The 21,712-nt window shown below is 64.9% G+C and carries 22 protein-coding genes; 5 read left to right on the top strand and 17 right to left on the bottom strand.

The features are described from left to right. The first annotated feature begins 36 nt into the window (after positions 1-36). Positions 37-369 carry a pentapeptide MXKDX repeat protein gene (locus CAL12_RS13840; protein WP_086064973.1) on the top strand — a complete coding sequence of 111 codons (333 nt, stop codon included), beginning with the start codon at positions 37-39 and terminating at the stop codon, positions 367-369. A 41-nt stretch (positions 370-410) separates the two neighbouring features. On the opposite strand, the gene CAL12_RS13835 is transcribed toward CAL12_RS13840, so the two are convergent. The 4 genes from CAL12_RS13835 to CAL12_RS13820 all read right to left on the bottom strand — a co-directional run bounded on the left by CAL12_RS13835 (position 411) and on the right by CAL12_RS13820 (position 4,184). Next, positions 411-1,493, bottom strand: a complete 1,083-nt coding sequence (locus tag CAL12_RS13835; protein WP_086064972.1) for a zinc-binding dehydrogenase — start codon at positions 1,491-1,493, stop codon at positions 411-413. A 76-nt stretch (positions 1,494-1,569) separates the two neighbouring features. Continuing rightward, entirely contained in the window at positions 1,570-2,244 is a 675-nt protein-coding gene (locus CAL12_RS13830) for a peroxiredoxin-like family protein (RefSeq protein ID WP_086064971.1), read from the bottom strand. 23 nt (positions 2,245-2,267) lie between these two features. Beyond that, positions 2,268-3,074 (bottom strand): SDR family NAD(P)-dependent oxidoreductase, encoded by an 807-nt coding sequence (locus tag CAL12_RS13825; protein WP_086064970.1) that lies wholly within the window; start codon positions 3,072-3,074, stop codon positions 2,268-2,270. Between the two features lie 138 nt (positions 3,075-3,212). Next, a complete protein-coding gene (locus CAL12_RS13820) occupies positions 3,213-4,184 on the bottom strand; it encodes an AraC family transcriptional regulator (protein ID WP_086064969.1) in 972 nt (323 codons plus the stop codon). A gap of 69 nt (positions 4,185-4,253) precedes the next feature. Between CAL12_RS13820 and CAL12_RS13815 the strand changes: the two genes are divergently transcribed. Genes CAL12_RS13815 through CAL12_RS13805 form a run of 3 tightly spaced genes read left to right on the top strand, consistent with a single transcriptional unit; the run spans position 4,254 to position 6,058 of the window. Then, positions 4,254-5,333 carry an SDR family oxidoreductase gene (locus CAL12_RS13815; RefSeq protein ID WP_086064968.1) on the top strand — a complete coding sequence of 360 codons (1,080 nt, stop codon included), beginning with the start codon at positions 4,254-4,256 and terminating at the stop codon, positions 5,331-5,333. A gap of 51 nt (positions 5,334-5,384) precedes the next feature. Then, positions 5,385-5,894: a hypothetical protein gene (locus tag CAL12_RS13810; protein WP_157792984.1), complete on the top strand. Its 510-nt coding sequence runs from the start codon at positions 5,385-5,387 to the stop codon at positions 5,892-5,894. Continuing rightward, positions 5,879-6,058, top strand: a complete 180-nt coding sequence (locus CAL12_RS13805) for a hypothetical protein (RefSeq protein ID WP_086064966.1) — start codon at positions 5,879-5,881, stop codon at positions 6,056-6,058. Before CAL12_RS13810 ends, CAL12_RS13805 begins: the two co-directional genes overlap by 16 nt. A gap of 54 nt (positions 6,059-6,112) precedes the next feature. On the opposite strand, the gene CAL12_RS13800 is transcribed toward CAL12_RS13805, so the two are convergent. The 12 genes from CAL12_RS13800 to CAL12_RS13745 form a co-directional block, all read right to left on the bottom strand. Next, on the bottom strand, positions 6,113-6,901 hold the full coding sequence (locus CAL12_RS13800; protein ID WP_086064965.1) for an ABC transporter permease: 789 nt from the start codon (positions 6,899-6,901) through the stop codon (positions 6,113-6,115). Continuing rightward, complete coding sequence (locus tag CAL12_RS28630; protein ID WP_086064964.1) at positions 6,898-7,824, bottom strand: ABC transporter permease; 927 nt, start codon at positions 7,822-7,824, stop codon at positions 6,898-6,900. The genes CAL12_RS13800 and CAL12_RS28630 overlap by 4 nt, the downstream gene beginning before the upstream one ends. Further along, positions 7,821-8,990 (bottom strand): ABC transporter ATP-binding protein, encoded by a 1,170-nt coding sequence (locus CAL12_RS13790; RefSeq protein ID WP_157792983.1) that lies wholly within the window; start codon positions 8,988-8,990, stop codon positions 7,821-7,823. The genes CAL12_RS28630 and CAL12_RS13790 overlap by 4 nt, the downstream gene beginning before the upstream one ends. Then, positions 8,987-10,399 (bottom strand): hypothetical protein, encoded by a 1,413-nt coding sequence (locus CAL12_RS13785; protein ID WP_086064962.1) that lies wholly within the window; start codon positions 10,397-10,399, stop codon positions 8,987-8,989. Before CAL12_RS13785 ends, CAL12_RS13790 begins: the two co-directional genes overlap by 4 nt. Positions 10,400-10,405: 6 nt before the next feature. Then, entirely contained in the window at positions 10,406-11,467 is a 1,062-nt protein-coding gene (locus CAL12_RS13780) for an ABC transporter substrate-binding protein (protein ID WP_157792982.1), read from the bottom strand. A gap of 170 nt (positions 11,468-11,637) precedes the next feature. Next, positions 11,638-13,140 (bottom strand): SulP family inorganic anion transporter, encoded by a 1,503-nt coding sequence (locus tag CAL12_RS13775; protein ID WP_086064961.1) that lies wholly within the window; start codon positions 13,138-13,140, stop codon positions 11,638-11,640. A 110-nt stretch (positions 13,141-13,250) separates the two neighbouring features. Further along, positions 13,251-14,231, bottom strand: coding sequence for a formylglycine-generating enzyme family protein (locus CAL12_RS13770; RefSeq protein ID WP_232464802.1), 981 nt, complete (start codon positions 14,229-14,231; stop codon positions 13,251-13,253). 4 nt (positions 14,232-14,235) lie between these two features. After that, positions 14,236-15,603, bottom strand: a complete 1,368-nt coding sequence (locus CAL12_RS13765; protein WP_086064960.1) for an arylsulfatase — start codon at positions 15,601-15,603, stop codon at positions 14,236-14,238. Positions 15,604-15,676: 73 nt separating this feature from the next. Then, complete coding sequence (locus tag CAL12_RS13760) at positions 15,677-16,537, bottom strand: ABC transporter ATP-binding protein (RefSeq protein WP_086064959.1); 861 nt, start codon at positions 16,535-16,537, stop codon at positions 15,677-15,679. After that, on the bottom strand, positions 16,534-17,508 hold the full coding sequence (locus CAL12_RS13755) for an ABC transporter permease (RefSeq protein WP_232464801.1): 975 nt from the start codon (positions 17,506-17,508) through the stop codon (positions 16,534-16,536). The genes CAL12_RS13760 and CAL12_RS13755 overlap by 4 nt, the downstream gene beginning before the upstream one ends. Before the next feature lies 1 nt (position 17,509). Further along, positions 17,510-18,952: an ABC transporter substrate-binding protein gene (locus tag CAL12_RS13750; RefSeq protein ID WP_086067868.1), complete on the bottom strand. Its 1,443-nt coding sequence runs from the start codon at positions 18,950-18,952 to the stop codon at positions 17,510-17,512. Between the two features lie 238 nt (positions 18,953-19,190). Continuing rightward, a complete protein-coding gene (locus tag CAL12_RS13745) occupies positions 19,191-19,817 on the bottom strand; it encodes a cadmium resistance transporter (protein WP_157792981.1) in 627 nt (208 codons plus the stop codon). Positions 19,818-20,021: 204 nt separating this feature from the next. Here CAL12_RS13745 and CAL12_RS13740 point away from each other — a divergent pair, with 204 nt between their 5' ends. Further along, positions 20,022-20,813: a GntR family transcriptional regulator gene (locus tag CAL12_RS13740; protein ID WP_086064957.1), complete on the top strand. Its 792-nt coding sequence runs from the start codon at positions 20,022-20,024 to the stop codon at positions 20,811-20,813. 18 nt (positions 20,814-20,831) lie between these two features. Here the strand turns inward: CAL12_RS13740 and CAL12_RS13735 are convergent, their stop codons facing one another. Then, positions 20,832-21,707: an amidohydrolase family protein gene (locus CAL12_RS13735; RefSeq protein ID WP_086064956.1), complete on the bottom strand. Its 876-nt coding sequence runs from the start codon at positions 21,705-21,707 to the stop codon at positions 20,832-20,834. Positions 21,708-21,712 lie beyond the last annotated feature (5 nt).

Here is a 21,712-nt window from a genome sequence, read left to right as displayed (position 1 = left end):
CCGCAATTCCAACCCAGGCAACACAGGAGCAATACCATGAACAAACTTACCAAAGCCACCCTGGCGATCTGCATGGCCGTCGGCGCCCACGCCGCGTTCGCAGCCGATGCAACTGGTACCGACACGATGGGCAAAGGCGGCGCGATGAGCCATGATTCCATGAGCAAGAGCGGCGCGATGTCCAAGGACTCCATGTCCAAGGACTCCATGGGCAAGAAGGGCGATGCCATGCATAAGGACAGCATGAGCAAGGGTGGCGCAATGAGCCACGACTCGATGGGCAAGAGCGGCAGCATGTCCAAGCCCGACATGGACAAGTCCGGCGCCATGGGCAAGGATTCGATGTCCAAGGACTCGATGTCCAAGTAATGGCCATCAGGGACGACCCGGTTCGTCCCTGGTCGGCACACTCAGGGTTCCACCACCACGTAGTTCAAGTTGCTGGCCTCGGCCGCCGCTTGCATCGCGACGGGCAATTCCTCCAGGCCATGGACCTCCGGCTGCATGACGCCCAGGTCCAACTGACCGCTGCGCACCAGCTCGATCAGGCGCCGGTACGCCGCCGGCGGGTACATGAACTGTCCGAGGATCTCCCAGCTGTTGAGCATGACCTGGGTATAGGGTATCGGCAGATCGACCGTCATGCTTCCCATCAGGACCAGTCGCCCCGCCCTGCGCAGGCTGTGCAGGGCCGCCAGCGTGGCCTTGGGATCGGCGGCATTGCCGACCATGTCGAAGGCCATGTGCGCGCCGCCGCCGGCGGCTTTCCGGATGGCGGCCGCATCGGCCGTCACGTCGCCGGACAGGACGGTGGGAACGACCCGCGCGCCGCCTATCCGGGCAACCGCGTCCAGCCGGGCTTGATCGCGGCCCACCGCGATCACACGGGCGGCGCCCATGGCCACCGCCAGGAGAACCGCCGCCGTGCCGTAGGCGCCGGTCGCGCCGGTCACCACGATGGATTCACCCGCCGAGAGGCGTCCGCGCAGCAGACCGCCGAACGGGATAATGAAGCGGCTCAGGGCGGCCAGTTGCGCGCTGTCGATGTGATCGAGGCCTTCGACCGGGGTGACGGCCTCGACCGGTACGAGCGTGTATTCAGCCAGCGTGCCGTCGGGCCAATCGTCCAGAATGGCCTGGCCGCCCTCGCCCGCCGTCAAGCCGATCAACACCTGGCCCGGATCGTCGACATTCTCACGGGCCACGAAGTGCGACGAGATCAGTACGCGCTGGCCTTTCCTGACGTGCCAGACGTCGCGGCCGACGGCGTGCACGATCCCGACACCGTTGGTGCCGATGGTGTACTCGCCACGCGGCGGCGCATAGAACGGCAACTTTCCTTCTACGTAGGGCTTGAGGTAGGACATGAGGCTGGACGCCTGCACGCGCACCAGCACGCTGCCGGCGCGGAGTTCGGGCACGGGCACCTGCTTCAGCGCCAGTTGCCCACCCATGGCGCTCAAGCGCCAAGCCTTCATCGATGCGTCCGCCATCGCTGCCTCCAGATTCCTCGAAATCAGGACAGTGTGATGCGGGCGCCCGGTTTAGACAAGCCAGGGGCAGGCAGGATCATCGGCGGGCGCGTGCGGCCTTTTCCAGCACTGGCATCATGTCCGATGGATCCGGACGCCGCGTGTAGTCGGGATTGATCTCAGAATAAAGGACGACGCCGTCCTGACCAATTACGTAGCGCGCCGGCATCGGCAGCGTCCAGGAAGGATCGTTGTTGAAGGCCGGCAAATCGTTCTTGCGCGCCTTGTACACGTCCACCAGGTAGTCGGGCATGCGGAACCGCAGCCCGAAGGCCGCGGCGGTATCGCCGTTGGCGTCGTGCAGCACGGGGAAATCCAGGTCGTTGATACGAACGGACTTGCGGCTGTTTGCCGCGGTCTGAGGCGATATGGCCAATAGGTTGCCGCCAAGCTGCCGGATCTGCGGCAGCGCCTCGTTCAGCGCCTGCAGTTCGATGTTGCAGTACGGGCACCAGACGCCGCGGTAGAAGCTGATAACCAATGGACCTTGACGCAACAGCACGGCGGACGACACTTCCTTGCCATCCTGGTCCCGCAGTGTGAACGCGGGGGCCGTATCGCCGGACTTCACCGCGCGGCCGGCCTGGCCGCTGGCGATCAGTTCGGCGGTGGCACGCTCCATGATGGGATGGATTTCCGGCGACGCATTGTAGGGAGGCTTGCCTGCCTTGAAATCCGCTCTGAACGCATCGAGCTTGTCTTGCAGGGACATGGTGCTTATCCAGTGGTGTGGGTTCAGAAGGTCGAGTGGTCCTTGACCGCATCGTCCAGCACTGACTTCATGCCCTGGAACTTCTCGTCCAGCGCCGCCGGATCTTCGCGGTTCATCCGGATCATCTGCGCTCGCGCCTCGCCACCTCGAATGACCTGATAGGCGCCCTCTTCGATTCCGCCGACGATGGCCTGCGCGACGTCGGCGGCGGATTCGCGGACGAAACCTTGCGCCGGGCCGGCCCGCGAACTCGACATCATGGGCGTCTCGGTGGCTCCCGGGTAGACGGTAAGCACGTGCACGCCCTCTCCCTTGAGTTCGCGTCGCAGCGCTTCGCCGAAATGGGAGATACCCGCCTTGACGCCGGCATAGGTGGTGTAGAACGGCATGCCGACCAACGCAATACCGGAGGCCACGTTGACGACGAGTCCGTCGCCGCTGGCGCGTAGAAGGGGCAACGCGGCGCGCGTCAACAGTATCGGAGCAATGAGGTTCACCTCCACCATGGCGCGGATGTCTTTTTCTTCCGTGAGTTCCAGGCGTCCGGCACGCACACCCCCCGCGTTATTGACCAGGATGTCCAGGCCCTGCATGGAGTCGACTGCTGCCGCAAGCATCGCTGCACGCTGCTCGTCCGACGTCACGTCGGCGGCGATGCCCTCGGCCCGGATGCCCTCGGCCCGCAACGACGCCAGCGCATCGGACAGGTTTGCCTCGCGCCTGCCGGAGATGAAGACTCGTGCCCCTGCCAGGCCCAGCGCACGCGCTGTTGCCAAGCCTATGCCGCTGGTTCCGCCCGTGATCAGGGTACGTCGACCAGAAATCACCATGCTGCCCTCCTGTTCCGATTGAAACGGTCTAACCGTCGCCGAGAATCCTAAGGAGTAGCGGTCGGGCGCAATAGACCCGGGCGGGAATGACGCCTATGCTCGGCAGGAATAGCCAGCGATCTGGCCGTACCAAAGCGTTCAGCCTTGGCCGGCCGTCACCCGCGAAATCTTCCGGTATGACGTGGGAGACTGGCCCGTCATGCGCTTGAAGGCGTTGCTGAACGCACTCTCCGACGTGTAGCCCAGCAGATCCGCCACGACGGAGACCGGCATGTTTTCCTCTTGCAGGCTGCGCCGGGCCAGGCGCATCCGCCATTCGGCAAGATAGGCCAGCGGCGTCTGCCCCGAACGAGCCTTGAAGTTGGCCGCGAAGGTGGTCCTCGACATCGCGCACGCGTGTGCGAGTTCTTCCAGGCGCCATGCGCGCGCGGGCGCTCCATGCATGAGATGAAGCGCGGGCGCCAGGCGCGGATCGGCCAAGGTCCGCAACCATCCGGCAGGCATGGAGCCCGAGGTTTTCAAGTGCGCTCGCAGGATCTGGATGAACAAAAGCTGCGAGAGTTGCTCCGATACGAGTTTTGCCCCCGGCAAACTGTCCGCGCCCTCCTCCACCAGCCGTTCGAGCAACCACCGGAAATTCGATGCCTGAGGGGAACTTGCCTGCACGTGCAGCCATGGCGGCAGCGCATCGGCCAGCAGGCGGCCACTCGTGGGGTCGAGCAGGACGTGGCCGCCGATATGGGCGAAGTCCTTGCCGTCGCCCAAGGCCGGCGCGGCCGTACCAGCACCTGAAAACACGCTCATTGCATCGATGGGAGCGAGTTCGGGATCGCTGGATAGTACGAAAGCGCGCTTCGCCGTCAGCAGGCCCACGTCGCCGGTCTCGAATCGAATCGGCGCACCCTCGCCGTCGATGCTGGCCCAGCAACCGCCCTTCACTACCGCGAAGAACTTGATCTTGTCGGGCGGCGGAAAGCGGATGGCCCACGGCCCGCCCGCAGTGAATCCTCCGGTGACCAAGGAAACAGCCTTCGTGAATTTGAGGATGTCGGAAAAGGGATCGGCAGTCATCTTCGTACGATCGCGCAAGTATGGCGCACTATAAAGCATTAACAATTCGGCTGGTCCTGCCTAATCTACGTCCCACGCCCCGTTGAGGGGTCTTTTTGGAATCGGATAATGAGCAGTGCACCAACCCAGGTCCTCGTCACCGGAGGAAGTGGATTCATCGCGCAACATTGCATACTGGCGCTACTCGGGCAGGGTTATCGCGTACGAACCACCGTGCGATCGATGGCGCGTGAAGCCGAAGTGCGACAGAACCTCAGGACCGGTGGCGTGGACGCGACGGACATGCTGTCCTTCGTCGCCGCGGACCTGGAGGCCGACGAAGGCTGGGCCCGGGCCGCGGCAGGCTGCACTTACGTGATGCACGGCGCTTCACCCACACCGACTGGCGCTCACGCCAGCGAAGCGGATTGGATCAGGCCCGCGGTCGATGGCAATCTGCGGGTCTTGCGTGCCGCGCGTGACGCCGGGGTCAGGCGCGTCGTCCTGACGTCGGCCTTGGGCGCGATCTGCGCCGGCCATGGCCAGATGAGCCGGCCCTACAACGAATCCGACTGGAGCGACCTGACCAGCAGGAATATCTGGCCATATCAGAAGTCCAAGACGCTCGCGGAGCGGGCCGCCTGGGACTTTGTCGCCCGCGAAGGGGGAGGAATGGAGTTGTCGGTCGTCAACCCCGTCACGGTGCTGGGACCCGTCCTCGGGCCCGACTATTCGCATTCCATCCGCTTGATCAAGCGGATCCTGGAAGGCCAGGCCGGACAGCCGAAACTGAACTCCGGATTCGTCGATGTCCGCGATGTCGCCGACCTGCACCTGCGCGCGATGAAGCATGATGCCGCGAATGGCGAACGATTCCTGGCCATCGCCGGCGAAAGCATGTGGCTGACGGAAGTGGCCGCGCTATTGAAAGCGCGGATGGGAGCGGCTGCGGCCAAAGTGAAAACGACCGCCATCCCCAATGCGATCGTGCGGCTGGGCGCGCTCCGGGATCCCGCCTTGCGCGGAGCCGTGCCCCTGCTGGGCCTGGTGCTGAACGCCACCAGCGAGAAAGCCATACGCCTGCTCGGTTGGGCGCCCCGTTCGCGTGAGGACGCTATCATCGCTACCGCTGAAAGTCTCTTGCGGCTTGGGCTATTGAGCCGCCTGGGAGGCGTTTCGGACAGCCTATCCATACGTACCAAGGTTTGAACGATGACTGACAATCGAACGCACCGTGTTGCCATCGTCGGTGCTGGCGCCATGGGTGTCATGACCGGCTACCACCTTTTCCACCCGTCGGTCGGCGTCGATTTCGTCGTTCGCCCCGCGAGGTCCGCGAAGATGCCGCGGGCCTACAGCCTGTACTCCTATGACGACGGCGCGATTCACGACTTCGGCGGGTTCGGCGTGCTCACCGACCCGCTGGACTTGGCGAAAGCGGATTACGACTTCGTGATCCTTGCGATGGACGGCGCGTCGCTTTCCGGCGACCAGGGCCGCATCCTGCTGACGCGAATCGGACAGGCCATCCGCCAACGCGACACGGTGCTTATCGTCGGCAGCATCGGGATCGGGCTGCGAGAGCTCGCCATCGCCGCAAGCGGCCTGCCTGAGGATCGCGTGTTGAGCGGGCGATTGGGCTTGCTCTGCCACGAGATATCGGACGTGGCGTTGCCATTGCACGCGCCGACGGACCCTGCCCTGCTCGCGCGGTCGGACTTCGCGATGCGCCACCTGAGTGACGTCTGCTCGCCATGTGGAAGCACATAGAGCAGGCGGCGCTGCCGCTGGACTGGCAGGGATTCAATGCCTACCAGCACGGCGATCGGGTGAAAACAGCCGACAAGCAGCTGATGGCGGGCTGCATCGTCCGCGGCCGCGACGAGGGGCGCGATATGACCGCCGTCGAAAGACTGCTGGCCCTGTGGGCTTGAGCCGGGGTTGCGGTATCACGGGCCGCGACCCACCCGGCCCGTGGCACCTCCCCGTTACCGCTCCACGATACGGCGCGCGCCCACGATGCGTTCGGCCAGCACCAGGATCAAGACGATCATCAACACCTGCAATGCGGACGCCGCGGCCACCACTAGTTGGCTGCCCTGGAACTGCAGGTAGCTGAATATCTCGATCGGCAAGGTGACGATACCCGGCCCCGTCAGGAACAGCGCGGCATTCAGTTCGCCGAACGACACGATGAACGCGAACAACCACCCCGACAGCAGCGCGGGCCAGATGATGGGCATGGTGATCAGCAGGAACGACTTCACCGGCCCTGCCCCCAGGCTCTGCCCTGCTTCCTCCAGCGCGGTGTCGAACGATTGCAATGCCGCCACGATGGTGCGAAACGCGTAAGGCAGGCACACCACGACGTGGGCGATCAGCAAGCCGGGCAATATCGAGACGCCCATCGTCCGATACAGCAGCAGGAGCGCCAGGCCCAGGATGATGGTCGGAAACACCAGCGGCGCCATGAACAGCATTTGCAGCACGTTGGCCAGCCAACCGCTGCGCCGTGACGCGTAGACGGCGGCCAGCATGCCCAGCAGCCCGGCCAAGGTGGCGGAAACGAATGCCAGCCACAGGCTCAACACGAAAGCCTGCCGCATCTCGGGTATGGTGAAAAACGCCTCGAACCAGCGCAGCGAGAATCCCGGTGGCGGAAAAACCAGCGAGTCCGCCGAACTGAAGGCGAAAAGCAGAATCACCAGGATCGGGCCCAGGATGAGCACCAGCGCGATCCCGGTCACCAGGCGCAACAGGAAACGGCCCACGCTCATGCTCCCTTCCCCCGTACCCGCTGCGGCCGTATCACCGCCTGTATGACGGCCGCGATGATCAATGCCATCAACAGCAGCACGAACGACAATGCCGCCGCCCGCGGCCAGCGAAACGTGGAAGCGCTATCGAACACCAGGCTGACCAGCAGCTTGAAGCGGGGTCCGCCCAGCAGCGCGATGCTCACATAGGCGCTGAGCATCAGGAACGTCACCAGCATCAACCCCGACGTCACCCCAGGACTGGACAGCGGCAGCGTGACGCGGAAAAAAGTCTGCCAAGGGCCCGCGCCCAGCGATTGCGCGGCCTCGGTATAACGTTGGTCGATCGCCGTCAGCGAATTCGTGATCGACACGATCATGAACGGCAGCAGTATCGTCAGCAAGCCGATGACCACGGCCTCGAACGAATAGAGGAACTGGATGGGCCGATCGGTCAGCCCCGTCTCGCGCAGCGTCACGCTGAGGATGCCCGTACGTCCCAGTATGCTGACCCAGCCGTACGCGCGCACCACGTTGCTGACCATCAGCGGGAACATCATCAACAACAGCATCACCATGCGGCCGCGCGGCGACAGGCGCGACGCGTACAGCGCCACCGGATAACCCAGCAGGAGACACGCCAGCAGCACCACGCCCGTGGCGAGCAGCGTGCGCTGGATAATCAGCAGGTAGAACGGATCCGTGGCGATCTCGACGTAGTTGCGCAGGGTCGGCTGCAGCTCGTACAGCGATGCCTGCGAATTCGTCATGAAGCTCACGAACAGCAGATAAGCCAGCGGCAGCACGAAGAACACGAGCAGCAGCAATACCGGCGGCGCGACGACCGCCCACATCAGTCCCGCGCGCGGCACCAGCCGCCGCGCCACCGGGCGGCCGTGGCCGTCGTCGCCGCCCGGCATGCCGTAAGAACGGAGGCGGTTCATGCCTGTCCGCCCCCTGCCCCATCGACCGAACCCAGGCCCGGCGCATCGTGCGCGGCCGCCAAGGCCACCACGCTGGCATCGTCCCAGGCCAGGCGCACCACGGCGCCCGGCGCCAGGTTCATCGGCGTCACGCTGCTGTTCGGCAGGTGCGCGGCGATCGGCCCGCCCTCGGTCTCCATGTACAGATGCGTCTGCGCACCGCGATACACCACCTCCTTCAGCGTCGCGGCGAGCTTGCCTTGCGTATCCAGCCGCAGCTTCTCGGGGCGAAGGGCCAGCTTGATCTCGTCGCCCACGGACAGCGCCGGTCCTTGCGGCCGCCCATTCACCGTGGGCGGGTCCACGGTCAGCACCGTGCCGCCCAGGCCCACCACCAGCTTGTCGCCCATGCGATCCCGCACCTGCCCGCGCAGGATATTGCTGGCGCCCAGGAAGGTCGCCACGAACTCCGTCGCCGGCCGCTCATAGATCTCGCGCGGCGCCCCCGCCTGCTGTATGCGGCCGTCTTTCATCACCGCCACGCGGTCCGACATGGTCAGGGCTTCTTCCTGGTCATGCGTCACGAACACGGTCGTCGTGCCCAGGCGTCGCTGCAACTGGCGCAGTTCCACCTGCATCTGTTCGCGCAACAGCTTGTCCAGCGCCGACAGCGGCTCGTCCAGCAACAGCACGTCCGGCTCGAATACGATCGCGCGCGCCAACGCCACGCGTTGCTGCTGCCCGCCGGACAATTGCCGGGGATAGCGTTCGCCGTAACCGCCCAAGGCCACCAGCTCCAGCGCCCCAGTCACGCGCCGCGTGACGCTCGCCGTATCGACCCGCCGCATCTTCAGGCCGAACGCCACGTTCTGCGCCACGGTCAGGTGCGGGAACAACGCGAAACTCTGGAACACCATGCCGAAGTTGCGCTTGTGGGCCGGCACGCCGGTCACGCGCTTGCCGCGTATGTACACGTCGCCGCTCGTCGGCTGCTCGAAACCCGCGATCAGCCGCAGCGTCGTCGTCTTGCCGCAACCGCTGGGCCCCAGCAATGAAAAGAAGGTGCCGCGTTCGATATCCAGGTCCAGGCGATGCAATGCCACCGTTTGTGCGAAGCGCTTCTCCACACCGTCGAAACGTACATCCAGGAAGCCGGCATCCGCCGCCGAACTTGCCGCCACAGTCACATCAGCTCCTTGACGATGCGGTCGAACCGCACGATACGCGCCGCGGCGGCCACCAGGCGCACGGGCAATTCCAACAGGACCAGCATCTCGACGGCCCGCCTTGGCGGGCCCTTGATCATCGCGACCGCGTCGTCCAGCACCCGGCCCAGCTCGACCGCAAGCGCGTCGTCGGACAGTCCCGTCACGTCGGAGGAAGCCATCAAGCCCTCCCATTCCGCCGCCAGGTCACCCAGCATGCCGCCCATCAGGTCGGCCAGTTCGGGCTCTTCCCGTTCCAGGCGGCGCCGCAGGTCTTCCATGCCCGCCAGCCAGCCCTCGTCCGCGCGCAGCAGGTCTTCCGCGAAAGACCGTTCCGGCGCCGCCCGCGGCTCGTCGTCGGCGGTCTCGCGCGCCTCGAACGCCCCCAGCGCGAGCGCCGCGTTCAGCACCAGCCTGAAACTCAGGCAATCTTCCCTCGCATAGAAGCGCAGGGTCTCGTCCATGGTCTTGCGTCCACGGATCGGCAGGTAGTGGCGCACATAGCCGTCCAGCGCCATGGCCTTGCGCAGGAATTCGCCCATCTCCGGATGCGGTGAAAAGCCCACCACCCGGCCGTCCGGCGCATCGCTGGTCAGGATCGCCACGCGATTGCGCATGACGCGCTCGAAACGCTCGCCGTCCAGCGGGTTGTCGATGAACAGGCGCGTCGGCATGATGTGGCTTTCGAAGGTCCCGCCGGTGCGGGCATGCCGTTCGCCGTGTTCATAGACCGGCCCGTGGTAGTAAGCCAGTTCCATGGTTTCGGCCAGGTCGCGGCGCAGCGCCGGGTCCTGCAGCCGCACGTTCAACAGGCCGGCGCCGGTCAGCAGGTATTCATGCGTGTAGCGCGGCTTCGCGTCGAGCTTGCCCAGCCAGTGCGGTCGCCCTTGCGAAAAATAATAGGCCCCGCCGCAAGAGCCGATGCCCGCGCCGCCGCGCGCCAGGAAGGCGCGGATCGCCTGGTCGACGCCCGGTTCGTTTTCGATGCGGTCCAGCCCCCAGGTGGCGAACCCGCCCGGCAGGATCAGGAGGTCCGCGCTTTCCAGCATGCCGCCCGCGATGTCGGCCGCGGTCGCGCGCCGGTAAGGCAGGCCCAGGCTCCACAGGCAATGCGAGTAGTACGCGTAATAGGGATAGCCGATGGCCGCGCCGCAGTACAGCACGATGCGGGGCACGCGCAGGCCGGACTTGGCCGGCCCGGGTGCCGCGCCGGCGGCCTGGATGGCCTGGGCGGGCAAGCCCGCCCGCCGCGCGGCCGCGGCCAGGGTGTCGGGCCCCGCATAGCCATCCGGGGTCAGGTGTATGGCGTGGCCGCTCGCGGCGGCGCGATGCGCGAGCACGGCAATGCCCAGCGCGTCACCGTGCGGCGACCATGAAAGTTGCGACGCCATGAAAAATCAGGCGCCGTTGATGATGCGATTCCACTGGTCTGTCCAATCCCCGCGCCGCGCGGAAATGAACGCCTGGTCCAGGTCGATGATGCGCGACACCTGCGCATCGGTGAACTGCACGCGCTCCTGCAGTTCCGGCGGCAGCAGCTTCAGCATGGCCGGGTTGGTGCCCGCGTAGTTGAACACCTTGGCCACCCAGGTCTGGTACTCGGGGTCCAGCGTCATGTTGATGTACTTCTCCGCCAGGTCCTTGTGCTTCGACCCCTTCGCGATGCCGGTGCCGGCCAGGTAGGAAATCGCACCTTCCGCGGGGAATACCCACTCCGCCTGGCCGCCCTTCTCGCGCACCGTATAGGTTTGCGACTTGTACAGCAGGCCGACCACGGCTTCTCCGGTCTGGAGCGAGCTCATGATCGTGTCCGTGTCCTTGGCCCAGATCGGATCCAGCTTGACCATCTTGCGCAGCATGTCGAAGCCTGCCTTCTCGTCCTTCTGGTCCTTGCCCGCCGCCATGGCGCCGATCGGAATGATGTAGGGGCCGATCGAATGCGTGATCTCCGGGAGCACGATACGCCCCTTGAACTCAGGGTTCCACAGGTCGGCGTAGCTCTTCGGCGGGTTCTTCACTTCCTTCGGGTTGTAGACGATACCCAGCGCCGAATAGATCATCGCGACCCAGCCCGGGCGCTTGAAGCGGTCCGGAATGGCTTTCAGGAAAGTCAGGTTGGGCGAAGCGGGATCCAGCGTTTCGAGCACGCCTTGCGATTCCGCCAGGGGCACCACGCCGTCATGCAGCTGCACCAGGTCGTAGGGTTGGTTCGACAGGTTGATCTTCAGCTTGGTCACGCGCTCGATGGGCGTGGGGCCGCGGTCCTGCGTGATCGTCCAGCCCGTCTGCTTGGCGAACGGCCCGTCGATGTACTGCGCCATCCCGTTGCCCCAGAGCCCGCCCCAGGTCATCTCGGCCAGCGTGCCGGTCGACTGGGCCTGGGCCAGCGAAAACCGCCCGACGGCGGTCATACCCATGGCCGCGATGGCCGACGACTTCAAGAATTCACGGCGCTGCATGGTCTACCCCTTGTCGTTTGTAGAAGGCCGGCGGGCACGGACGCGCGCTCGCCTGCATCGAGTTCGATACAAACCGCCAAGATATCGTAAATATATTTATTTCTTGAGCAGGGATAACCCTAGGCGCAGTGCTCGGGGCGATCGCCCCGGAAAGCGGATGGCGCGAGGTGTCAACTGACGTTCAGCTTGCCGCTGAGCCTGGCATGGAAAGCCTGGCTGGTCTCGTCCAGGCCCGTAAAGCGCACGGCCGTGCCGTGCTGCCGGTACTTCACTTCGACCGAATCGAGCGCGGCGACGGTCGATGCGTCCAGGATTTGCGACTTGGAGAAGTCTATCGTCACGTCGCGCGGATCGGCCGCGTACAGGAAGCGTTCCACCAGGTCGTTGCTGCTGCCGAAAAACAGCGGGCCGTGGACCTCGTAGCACACGCTGCCGCCATCCGCGCTGACCGTGCGCGTCGTGCGGATCACGTGCGCCGCGCGGCGCGCGAACAATACGGTCGCCAGCAGCACGCCGCCGACCACACCCAGGGCCAGGTTGCCCGTATACACGGTGAGGCCGATGGACAGCGCCATCACCGACGTTTCCATCCACGGCATACGCCTGAGCGTGGCCGGCCGCACGCTGTGCCAGTCCACGGTCTTCACGGCCACCACCATCATGACGGCGGCCAGGGCCACCATGGGAATGCGTGCCATCACGGCGCTCAACACGGTGATCAGCAACAGCAGCGTGCCGGCGGCCGCCAGGGTGGAAATACGGGTACGCGCGCCGCCGATGCCGACATTGACCACCGTCTGGCCGATCATGGCGCAACCGGCGATACCGCCGAACACGCCCGCGCAAAGGTTGCCCAGCCCAAGGGCCCACGATTCCCGTGACTTGCGCGAACGGCTGTCGGTCATCTCGTCGACCAGTTTCGCGGTCAGCAGGGTTTCGAGCAGGCCCACGAAGGCCACGCTCAGCGAGGTCTGCCATACGATTTTCAAGGTCTGCAGATCGAAGGGAACCGTCCAGGCCGTCAATCCCGGCAATCCGCCGCCGGCGGAATCGCCCGTTCCGACCGTGGGCACGCTCCAGTTCAGGGAAATGGCCAGCCCGGTCGCCACGACGATCGCGATCAGCGGCGATGGAACGACGCGGCTGAAGCGCGGCGCGATCAGCACGATCAGCACCGTGACGGCAAACAACACGTAGACCGGCCCGGGCTTGTCGACGATATGGGGTACCTGGGCACAGAAAATGAGGATGCCCAAGGCATTGACGAAGCCCAGCATCACCGAGCGAGGAATGAAGCGTGCGATCCGCGCCAGCCCCAGCAAGCCGAAGGCCACCTGGATCAGCCCGGCCAGCAGGACCGCGGGCAGGATGTAGCCGGCGCCATGCGCGTTTACCATCGGGCCGATGACCAGCGCGACCGAACCGGCAGCGGCGGTGACCATCGCCGGACGCCCGCCGAACAGGGATGTGATCACCAGCAGCACGACCGAGGCGAACAACGCGGCGCGCGGCTCCACGCCGGAGATGAACGAAAACGAGATGACTTCGGGGATCAACGCAAGACTCGTGACCACGCCAGCAAGGATCTCCCGCGTGAAACTGGTTCGCGGCGGGGCCAGCGAGTTGCCGGGCTGGTCCGGCAAGGTATTGCTCCCTTCAATGGGAATCGTCATGGCACAGCACTCGTAAGGTGAAAAGACTGCAAGGCGCATACCGCGGCCACGCATCCCGGCCCACTTCCCCGGCCGGCGGCCAGGCGTGTCCGCCGTGGCCGCGATGCATCTCATGGCCGCAGGATGCAGCGAAAACCGATATGGCTGGTGGACGTGTCCAGCGTCTGTCCCTGGCGCGCCGCCGGCCGGAAGCGCAGGCAGTAGCTGGGCGCGCACAGATGGGATCCGCCCTTGACCACCAGGCGGGCGGCGGGATCGCTCGACGCGGAGGCCGGTATGCAGCAGGACTTCGCCGGCGCCACGCCGGGCGGGCTGCCGTACGGGGTCGTCGTCCACTCCCAGACATTGCCCGCCACATCGAACAGCCCATACCCGTTGGCTGGAAAAGACTTCACCGGCGACGTCCGTTCGTAGCCATCGGCGGCCGAATTCTGCCACGGAAACTCTCCCTGCCAGGTATTCGCCATGTGCCGCCCGTCCGGGGCGAATTCATCTCCCCAGGGATACGCGGCGCCTTCGAGGCCGCCGCGAGCGGCGAACTCCCATTCGATCTCGGTGGGCAGCGACTTGCCTGCCCATGCCGCATACGCGCTCGCATCGTCGAAGGACACGTGGACCACGGGATGGTCCTCCAGGCCCGCCAGGTCGCTGTCCGGACCCTGGGGATGGCGCCAGCTCGCGCCTGGCACGTAGGCCCACCACAGGCGATGGTCGCGCAGCGGGACAGGCGCGGCCGGTTGCGTGAACACCAGCGAGCCGGGAACCAGCAGCTCGGGATCCGCGTCCGGATATAGCGCGGGATCGGGCGCCCGCTCGGCCAGCGTGCGATAACCCGTGGCGTCGACGAACGCCCGGAACTGCTCGTTCGTCACGGGATGGACATCCATCCAGAAGTCGGGGGCGGTAACGCGCCGTGCCGGACGCTCTTCCCGATAGAAGACGTCGGACCCCATCGTGAAATCGCGCCCGCCTATCCATACCATGCCTTCGGCGGCAGGCGCTTGCGTCGCGGGGGCCTGCGGTTTGCCCTGGCCCGACGCGCAGCAGCAAGCACGTTTCTGGACGGAAGAGCCGGTCATAGGCGCGTCCATGGCTTTAGCTCCGCATTTCCGATTTGGGCACGAAATCCAACGCCGAACCCGGGGGAATCAGCTCCTCGCGCTTGACGCTATCCTCGAACTCCCGCACGACGCGATGGGCATGCTGCATGACCCACCAGCGCACGTAGCGCTGGTTGACGGCCTCGCGCTCCTTCGGATCCTCCTGCAGGTGGGTGATGCGCGCGAAACCGAGCGGCAGTTCCGGGTCGTGGAAATGTTGCTGGCGCTTGAAGTTGATCTTGAAGTCCTTCCATTTCACGGCGTGCAGTTCGTCCTTCAGCCAGACCATGCAATGGTCGCGGTTGGATTCCTGCTGCTCGCCCAGGAAGAACGCCGTCTGGTCCCTGCCATCGACGATGCGGTCCTTCGGAACGTCGCTGCCGGCGAATTTCAGCAGCGTCGTGAACATATCCGTGACGTGCACCATTTCATTGCTTTCGACGCCGGCGGGAATGCGGCCGGGCCAGCGCGCCAGCAGCGGCGTGCGGATGCCGCCTTCCGCCGAACTGAAATACGATCCGTCGAAGAACCCACCGGTCCCGCGACCGGCAAGATGGTCCTCGGCGCCATTGTCGCCGCACAGGATGACGATGGTGTCGTCCGCCACGCCCAGGCGGTCCAGTTCGTCCAGGAGCACGCCGAAGTCGTGATCCAGCATCAACAGGCAATCGCCCCAGTCGCCGTTGGTGCTCTTGCCGACGAACTCGTCGCGCGGCGACATCGGGAAGTGCATCAGCGAGTGATTGAAATACAGGAAGAACGGTTCATCGTCACGCACGCAGCGCTGCATGAAATCGATGCCGCGCCGTTGGTATTCCAGGTCGCAGGTCTTCTTGGTTTCCATCGTCAGCTGCTCGTCCAGCAGGGCGCGGGTGCCCTTCCCCTTGAAGCCTTCGTGCATGTGCGAATAGCCGTCACGCTCGGGCACGTAGTGCGGGTCTTCCAGCCACATGCATTCGTCGTACGTGCGCAGCGGCCCGTACCATTCGTCGAACCCATGATCGGTGGGAAAGCGGCCCTCTTCCGCGCCAATGTGCCATTTGCCCAGGCACGACGACTTGTATCCGCCCTTGGCCAGCAATTCGGCGATGGTGACTTCCCAGGTCACCAGCCCGCCGCCGTTGCCGCCCAGCGCGATCGTATGGTTGCCCGAGCGGATCGGGTAGCGGCCGGTCATCAGCGCGGAACGCGTCGGCGTGCACTGCGGCTCCACCACGTAATGGGTCAGTTTGGTGCCCTCCTTGCAGAACGCGTCGATGCGCTTGGTGTCCGCGCCGCGCAGTTTCCCGCCGCCATAGCACCCGAGTTCGCCCATGCCGAGATTGTCGACGTGAAAGAACAGGATGTTTGGTTTCTTGCTCATGGTAAAACTCCATTGAAGGTGAGAGCCTTCGCTTGCTCTCGGTAGGGAAACTGGTTCATTCCTGACGCGCGGCCTACAGCATCTCGTTGACGCCGTTCGGGCCCATTTCCATGCTGAAGCCTTCGATGCCGCCCGCTTTCAGCTCGGGCCCCATCGCGGCCAGCGATTCCTCGCGTATCAAGCCCTTGAGCCGATGCACCAGCGCGACGAACTCGGGCGTGTCGAACATCTCGGCCGTGCGCGGCCGTGGCAAGGGCACGGCGATCTCCGCCTTGATGCGGCCCGGCCGCGCCGTCATCACGTAAATGCGGTCCGACAGGAAGACGGCTTCCTCGATGTCGTGCGTGATGAAAAGCACGGACAGGCGGAATCGCTGCCACATATTGGTCAGGATCTCCTGCATGACGGTGCGCGTCTGCGTGTCCAGCGCGCCGAACGGCTCGTCCATGAGCAATACCCGCGGGTTGGCCGCCAGGGCGCGGACGATGCCGATACGTTGCTTCATGCCGCCCGACAGCTGGTCCGGGTAATGGTTCTCGAACGCCAGCAATCCGGCCAGGCCCAGCAGCGTGCGCGCCGTGGCCTCGCGGCGGCTGCGGTGAACGCCAGCCATCTTCAGGCCGAACTCCACGTTCTGGCGCACGCGCAGCCATGGGAACAGCGAATACTGCTGGAAAACCACGCCGCGCTCCGCGCCCGGTTTCCTGATCCTGACGCCGTCCAGCGTGGCAACGCCGCGCGTGGGCTGGGTGAAGCCGGCGACGATGCTCAACAACGTGGACTTTCCGCATCCCGAAGGACCGATCAGCGACACGAACTCGTGCGGCGCGACCGTCAGCGACACGTCGCGGACGGCTTCGGTTCGCGCGTCGCCCGATCCGAATACCACCGCGATGTCGCGGCACTCGATACTGCCCTTGTCAGGCTGGTTCATTTGCGGGCTCCCTTGGCGTATGCAAGCCATGGCATCAAGGCGCGTCCGACCAGCCTGATGGCGCCGCTGCAAAGCAGGCCCAGCGCGCCGATGGTGATCATGCCCAGCACGATGGCCGGGTAGTTGACGAGCGAATAGGCTTCCCATGTGTAGTAGCCCACGCCGTACTGGCCGGAGATCATTTCCGCGGCGATCAGCGACACCCAGGCAACGCCCATGCCCACGGCCAGGCCGGTGAAGATGTTCGGCATGACGCCCGGCAGGATCACGTACCAGAACAGCCTGGCCTCGCTGGCGCCCAGGCACCGGCCTGCACGCAGCAATACACCGTCGAGCGACTCCACGCCGTCCACCGTGTTCAGCAGGATCGGGTAGAAGGCGCCGATGAAGGTGATGAACGCGATGGACGATTCGGTCGTCGGCCACAGCATGATGGACATCGGCACCCAGGCGATCGCCGGGATGGGCCGCAGCACCTCCAGGCCCGGCATGAAAAGCCGCCGGATGGCGCCGTAGCGGCCTATCAGCAGGCCCAGGCCCACGCCGGACACCATTGCGATGACGAATCCGACCAGAATGCGCCGCAGGCTGTTCAGTACGTTGACCGCGTATGCGTTCGTCCCCACGACGTTCGCGGCTTCCCGCAGGACCTCCATGGGCGTCGGGACGTTCTTGAAGCGCACATAGAATTCCACGCGGTAGCGCGTACCCAGGTACCACACTAGCAGCAGGATCCCGATGGAGACGGCGGGAAACAACAGCCTGACGGCGATAGTCCGCGTCCTGGCCGCTACGGCTACCGCACCCGGTGCCACCGGCGCGGTGCGGAGGCGCTCCCGGAGCCCGCGGACCGGCGTCTGCGCACCGGCGTGGCCGGACGTTTGCGGCTCGGATGGGACCGGCGAAGACACGGCGGCATTGGCCGAAGATTGGATGTCGTCGCGGACGTCCATGTCGAAGGAGTGCGCCATTTCAGTTCCCCCCCGCGCCTACCGCTTGCAGCGCCTGCTCGTAGTCGATGACCTTGGCATGCGATTTCCGTGCGCTGGCCTCGGCGTCGCGCTTCAGCAGATAGGCCTCGATGAGTGGCCGGCCCGCATCGCTCCCACCCTGCGTGTAGAAGGCGTCGCTCGCGAAGACCTTGATACCCAGGGCCCTATCGGTCAGATAGACGGCGTCCAGCTTCTTGCCCTGGGCGCGATACTGGTTCACGCCGCGCAAGGTGCATGCGGGCGTACTGAACGAGACCATGGATTCGCCTTGCATCCAGATCTGTCCCGCCTGCGTTGGGTCGGTGACGTCGGTATCGCACACAGGGTCCCTGCCCTGCATCGCGTAGTTGCCGAGACTGGCCAGCTGCTTGTCGTAATCCAGGCCCGACTCCTTGAAGGCCTGCCGCACGAAGGAATCATTGACCCATTTGTCGATGTCCAGGTCTTTCACCATGTTCAGCTTCTTGAGCACGGCGTAGTCCTGCTTCAACGCGTCCACCCATCTCGGCTTGATGGTCGGATCCAGGGTATGGATGCCGCCAGGTCCGAGGAACATGTAGACGACTTCCTTGTCCACCTTCGTCCATGACTGGATGCGTTCCGCCGCCTGCACGGGGTTCTGCCTTACCCACTCGTTGGCGGCCATCAAGGCCTTGATGTAGGCGACGACAACCTCGGGATACTTCTGGCCGAAATCCTTGCGCACGACCACCCCGTGGAAGGTCGGCTGGCCCGTCTCCACGCCGTCGAAGATCTTGCGCGCGTAGCCGCGAAACGGCAGCAGTTCCGCGAAGGGAACGAAGTCTGCATGGCCGTCGATGCGATGTTCCTGGATACTGGTGCTGCCGACCTCGGGAGACTGGTTGGCGAGCGAGAAATAGTCGGGCGGCAGGTGGCGGCTCTGCAAGGCGGCCAGCAGCATGCCGTGGGCCGCCGAGCCGAACGGCACCGACACGCGCTTGCCTTTCAGGTCCTCGAGATCGTAGTAGGGAGAATCCTTCGGAACGACCAGCCCGTTGCCGCCGCCGTGCGCGTTATAGGCAATCACCGCGACGAGTTCCGTATCGTTGCCGGTCGCATGTCCCGTGGCGCCGTTCACCAGCAGCGGATAGTCCCCCATCATGCCGATCTGCAGGTTTCCGGCGACCATGCCGTTGGTGATGGGCGGTCCGGACGTCGCGTTCTGCCACGTCACACGGTAGGTAACGTCCTTGTACTTGCCCGTGCGAGGCAAAAATTTGTCCAGCAGGTTGAGCTGCTTCAGGACGACGCCGCCAGTGACCGTATTGGTCGTCGTGTCCTGCGTCCCGATGCCGATATCGATGTTTTCAGCGTGCGCGGCGCCTGCGCACGTCAGCACCGCCGCCGCGGCCAGGGGTAAAGCACTGCGTGACGCATGGTCGATCCAATCTCTGATTCTCATGACGCAACCTTGGTGATTGATCGGCATGAACGGTGCGATGCGCCGCGCAGGCCGGACAGTGACAACATCAGTGGATATAACTCGTCAGTACAAGCAATGAGAAGTCATGCAAAACCCATGCCAATACGATTTCCCCTTGTTCCACCGATACTGCCCGGCCATCCCTGCCGTCTCGCGCTCCACAACGGTGCCGGGCGGCGTTGTGTGGTGCATCGCCGTCTCGGCTTGGTGCATCGCCTCAGGCCAGCGACCAGATCCATTCGAAGGTGCCGAAACGTATGAGCAGCGCCGCACCGACGGCCGTCGTCATGATCGGTGCAATGCGTGTTGCCGCGGTCCGCAATCCCCGCAGGGAAATGCGCGAGCGGGCCGCGATGAACGCCAGCGCGCACGACGACAGCGCCATCGCCGCGAACACCATCGACGCGCATGCGAGGTCGGCTGCGCCATGTCCGACGAACAGCCCCGCATAAACCAGTACGTTATCGATGGCGCCGCAGGTCGCGATGGTCGTGACGAGCGCGAGCCGTTCGACTGCGCCGTGCGACACCCGTTGCCGAAGTGCGCGAGGCGGCGCTTCCGCGAGAGCGCGGCCGCCGAGCCCGGCCACGATACGCCTGAGTCCGGCCGCCAGGGGAACGATTCCGGCCAGCCCGATGAACGGTGCGTCGCCGAGGCCGCCGAGATTCATGATCGCGATGGACGCCGCCAGCTGGATTCCCACGCTGGCAAGCTGGCCCGCTGCGATTTCCGACGCGCGATAGCGCTCGTTGACAGAGAAGTCCATCAGCAGCGCAAAGCCATCGATGTTCGTCGACAGATAGGCGGCGGCGGCCGCTGCCGGAAAGGCGAACAAGGTACCCAACGTCATCTCCCAATCGGCGCATGCGTCCCTGCCTCGCGCCGGGTCCCCATGTCATCGTCTCTGCATGTTATAACGTGTTATGGCGAGTGTCAACGACTCTTGTCCTATGTCGGCATATCAAGTTATGACATAATCGGGACTCGCCCACCCCGGCAGGCACGGGGATACAATTCCGCGGTCCAGCCTGCAAGCACCGAATTCCGTATGCCCGCCCGCCCATCGAATCTGCAGAACAGCTACTCCGCGCTTGGGGCAAATTCCCATGTGCCGCTTTATCAACAGATCAAGGACACCTTGCGCGCGGCCATCCTGAACGGCCAGTATCCGCCGCACAGCCGGGTACCATCTGAAAGCGAACTGCAGGAGATGTTCGAGGTCAGCCGCATCACCATCCGCCAGGCCCTGGGTGACCTGCAGAAAGAAGGCCTGATATTCAAGGTCCATGGGAAGGGCTCGTTCGTGTCGCAGCCCAAGGCTGTGCAGAACATCACGTCATTGCAAGGCTTTGCGGAGGCCATGGGCGACGAGCAGGAAATCGTCAATCACGTCGTGTCCTTCGACTTCGTCGCGGCGAACGCCCAGGTGGCGTCCAAACTGGCGCTGGACGAAGGCAGCATCGTGGCCGAGATCCATCGCGTGCGCCTGCTGAACCGCAAACCCACGTCCTACGAAGTCACCTTCCTGCCCGAAGCACTGGGAAAGAAGCTGCAACGCGCGGATCTCGTCACGCGCGACATCTTCCTTATCCTGGAAAACGACTGCGGCGTCGCACTGGGCAGCGCCGATCTGGGTATCGAGGCGATCCCCGCGCCGGCGGCCGTCACTCGCGCGCTCGGCATGAAAAAAGAGCAGCCCGCCCTGCGCGTCGAGCGCCTGACGTATGACGATGCGCTTCGGCCCGTGGACTACGAGCATCTTTATTTCAAGGGCGGCGAGTTCCAGTATCGCCTGCGCCTGGATCGCAAGCGCCCGGCGAAAACCCCGCGCAGGGCTTGACGGGCGCCCCGACCAGGTTCAGTCGTACCAGTAAAGCCGTGAAGGATTCGCCACCAGTATGCTTTCCAGCACGGCGGCGTCATCCGTGTACGACGGCAACAAGTCCACCAGCTTGCCATCGTCCGGCACTTCGCGCACGTTCGGATGCGGCCAATCTGTACCCCAGACGACGCGCCCGGGTGCGGCCTGCAGAATGCGCTGCACGAAGGGCACCGCATCGGCATACGGCCGGGCCTGTCGGGACAGCAGCGCCGATATGCGTTCCGGACCGCTGATCTTCACCCACGCACGTTCATGTCCGAGTACATCCAGCAGGCAGGCCAAGGCCGGCTGGTCCAGTCCGTCTTCCACCATGGGGCGCCCCATATGGTCGATGACGAAAGGCACCGGCAGCGACTCCAGGAAGCCGCGTATCGCCGGCAGATGCGCCGCGGTGACGTGGACCTGGATGTGCCAACCCAGCGGCGCGATGCGCGCCGCCATCGCCCTCACCTCTTCCGGATCCGCCGACTTGCCCAGGTGCGGCATGAAGTTGTAGCGGAGACCGCGTACGCCGCCGGCATGCAGCCGGCGCAGTTCCTGGTCGGACACATCGGGGGCCACCAGCGCTACGCCTCGATATCGCGCCGGCGCGCGCGAGATGGCGTCCAGCATCGCCCCGTTGTCGGTCCCGTGCACGGTTGCCTGCACGATGACGGCGCGCTCGACACCCAGCAGGCGATGCAATGCCTGCAGGCGCTCGATGGGCGCCTCCGGCGGGTCGTAGGCGCGATCCGCCGCATAGGGAAAGCGCGCCACAGGTCCATAGACGTGCACGTGGGCATCGCAACTGCCGGCCGGCAGGACGTACGCCGGCTTGCTCGGGTGGGAGTGCGGGGGTGGAACGGTCTTCATGTCGC

The organism is Bordetella genomosp. 8, assembly GCF_002119685.1.
Taxonomy (GTDB): domain Bacteria; phylum Pseudomonadota; class Gammaproteobacteria; order Burkholderiales; family Burkholderiaceae_B; genus Bordetella_C.
The sequence above is the reverse complement of the archived record's forward strand: the minus strand, read 5'-3'. Positions and strand labels throughout refer to the sequence as shown.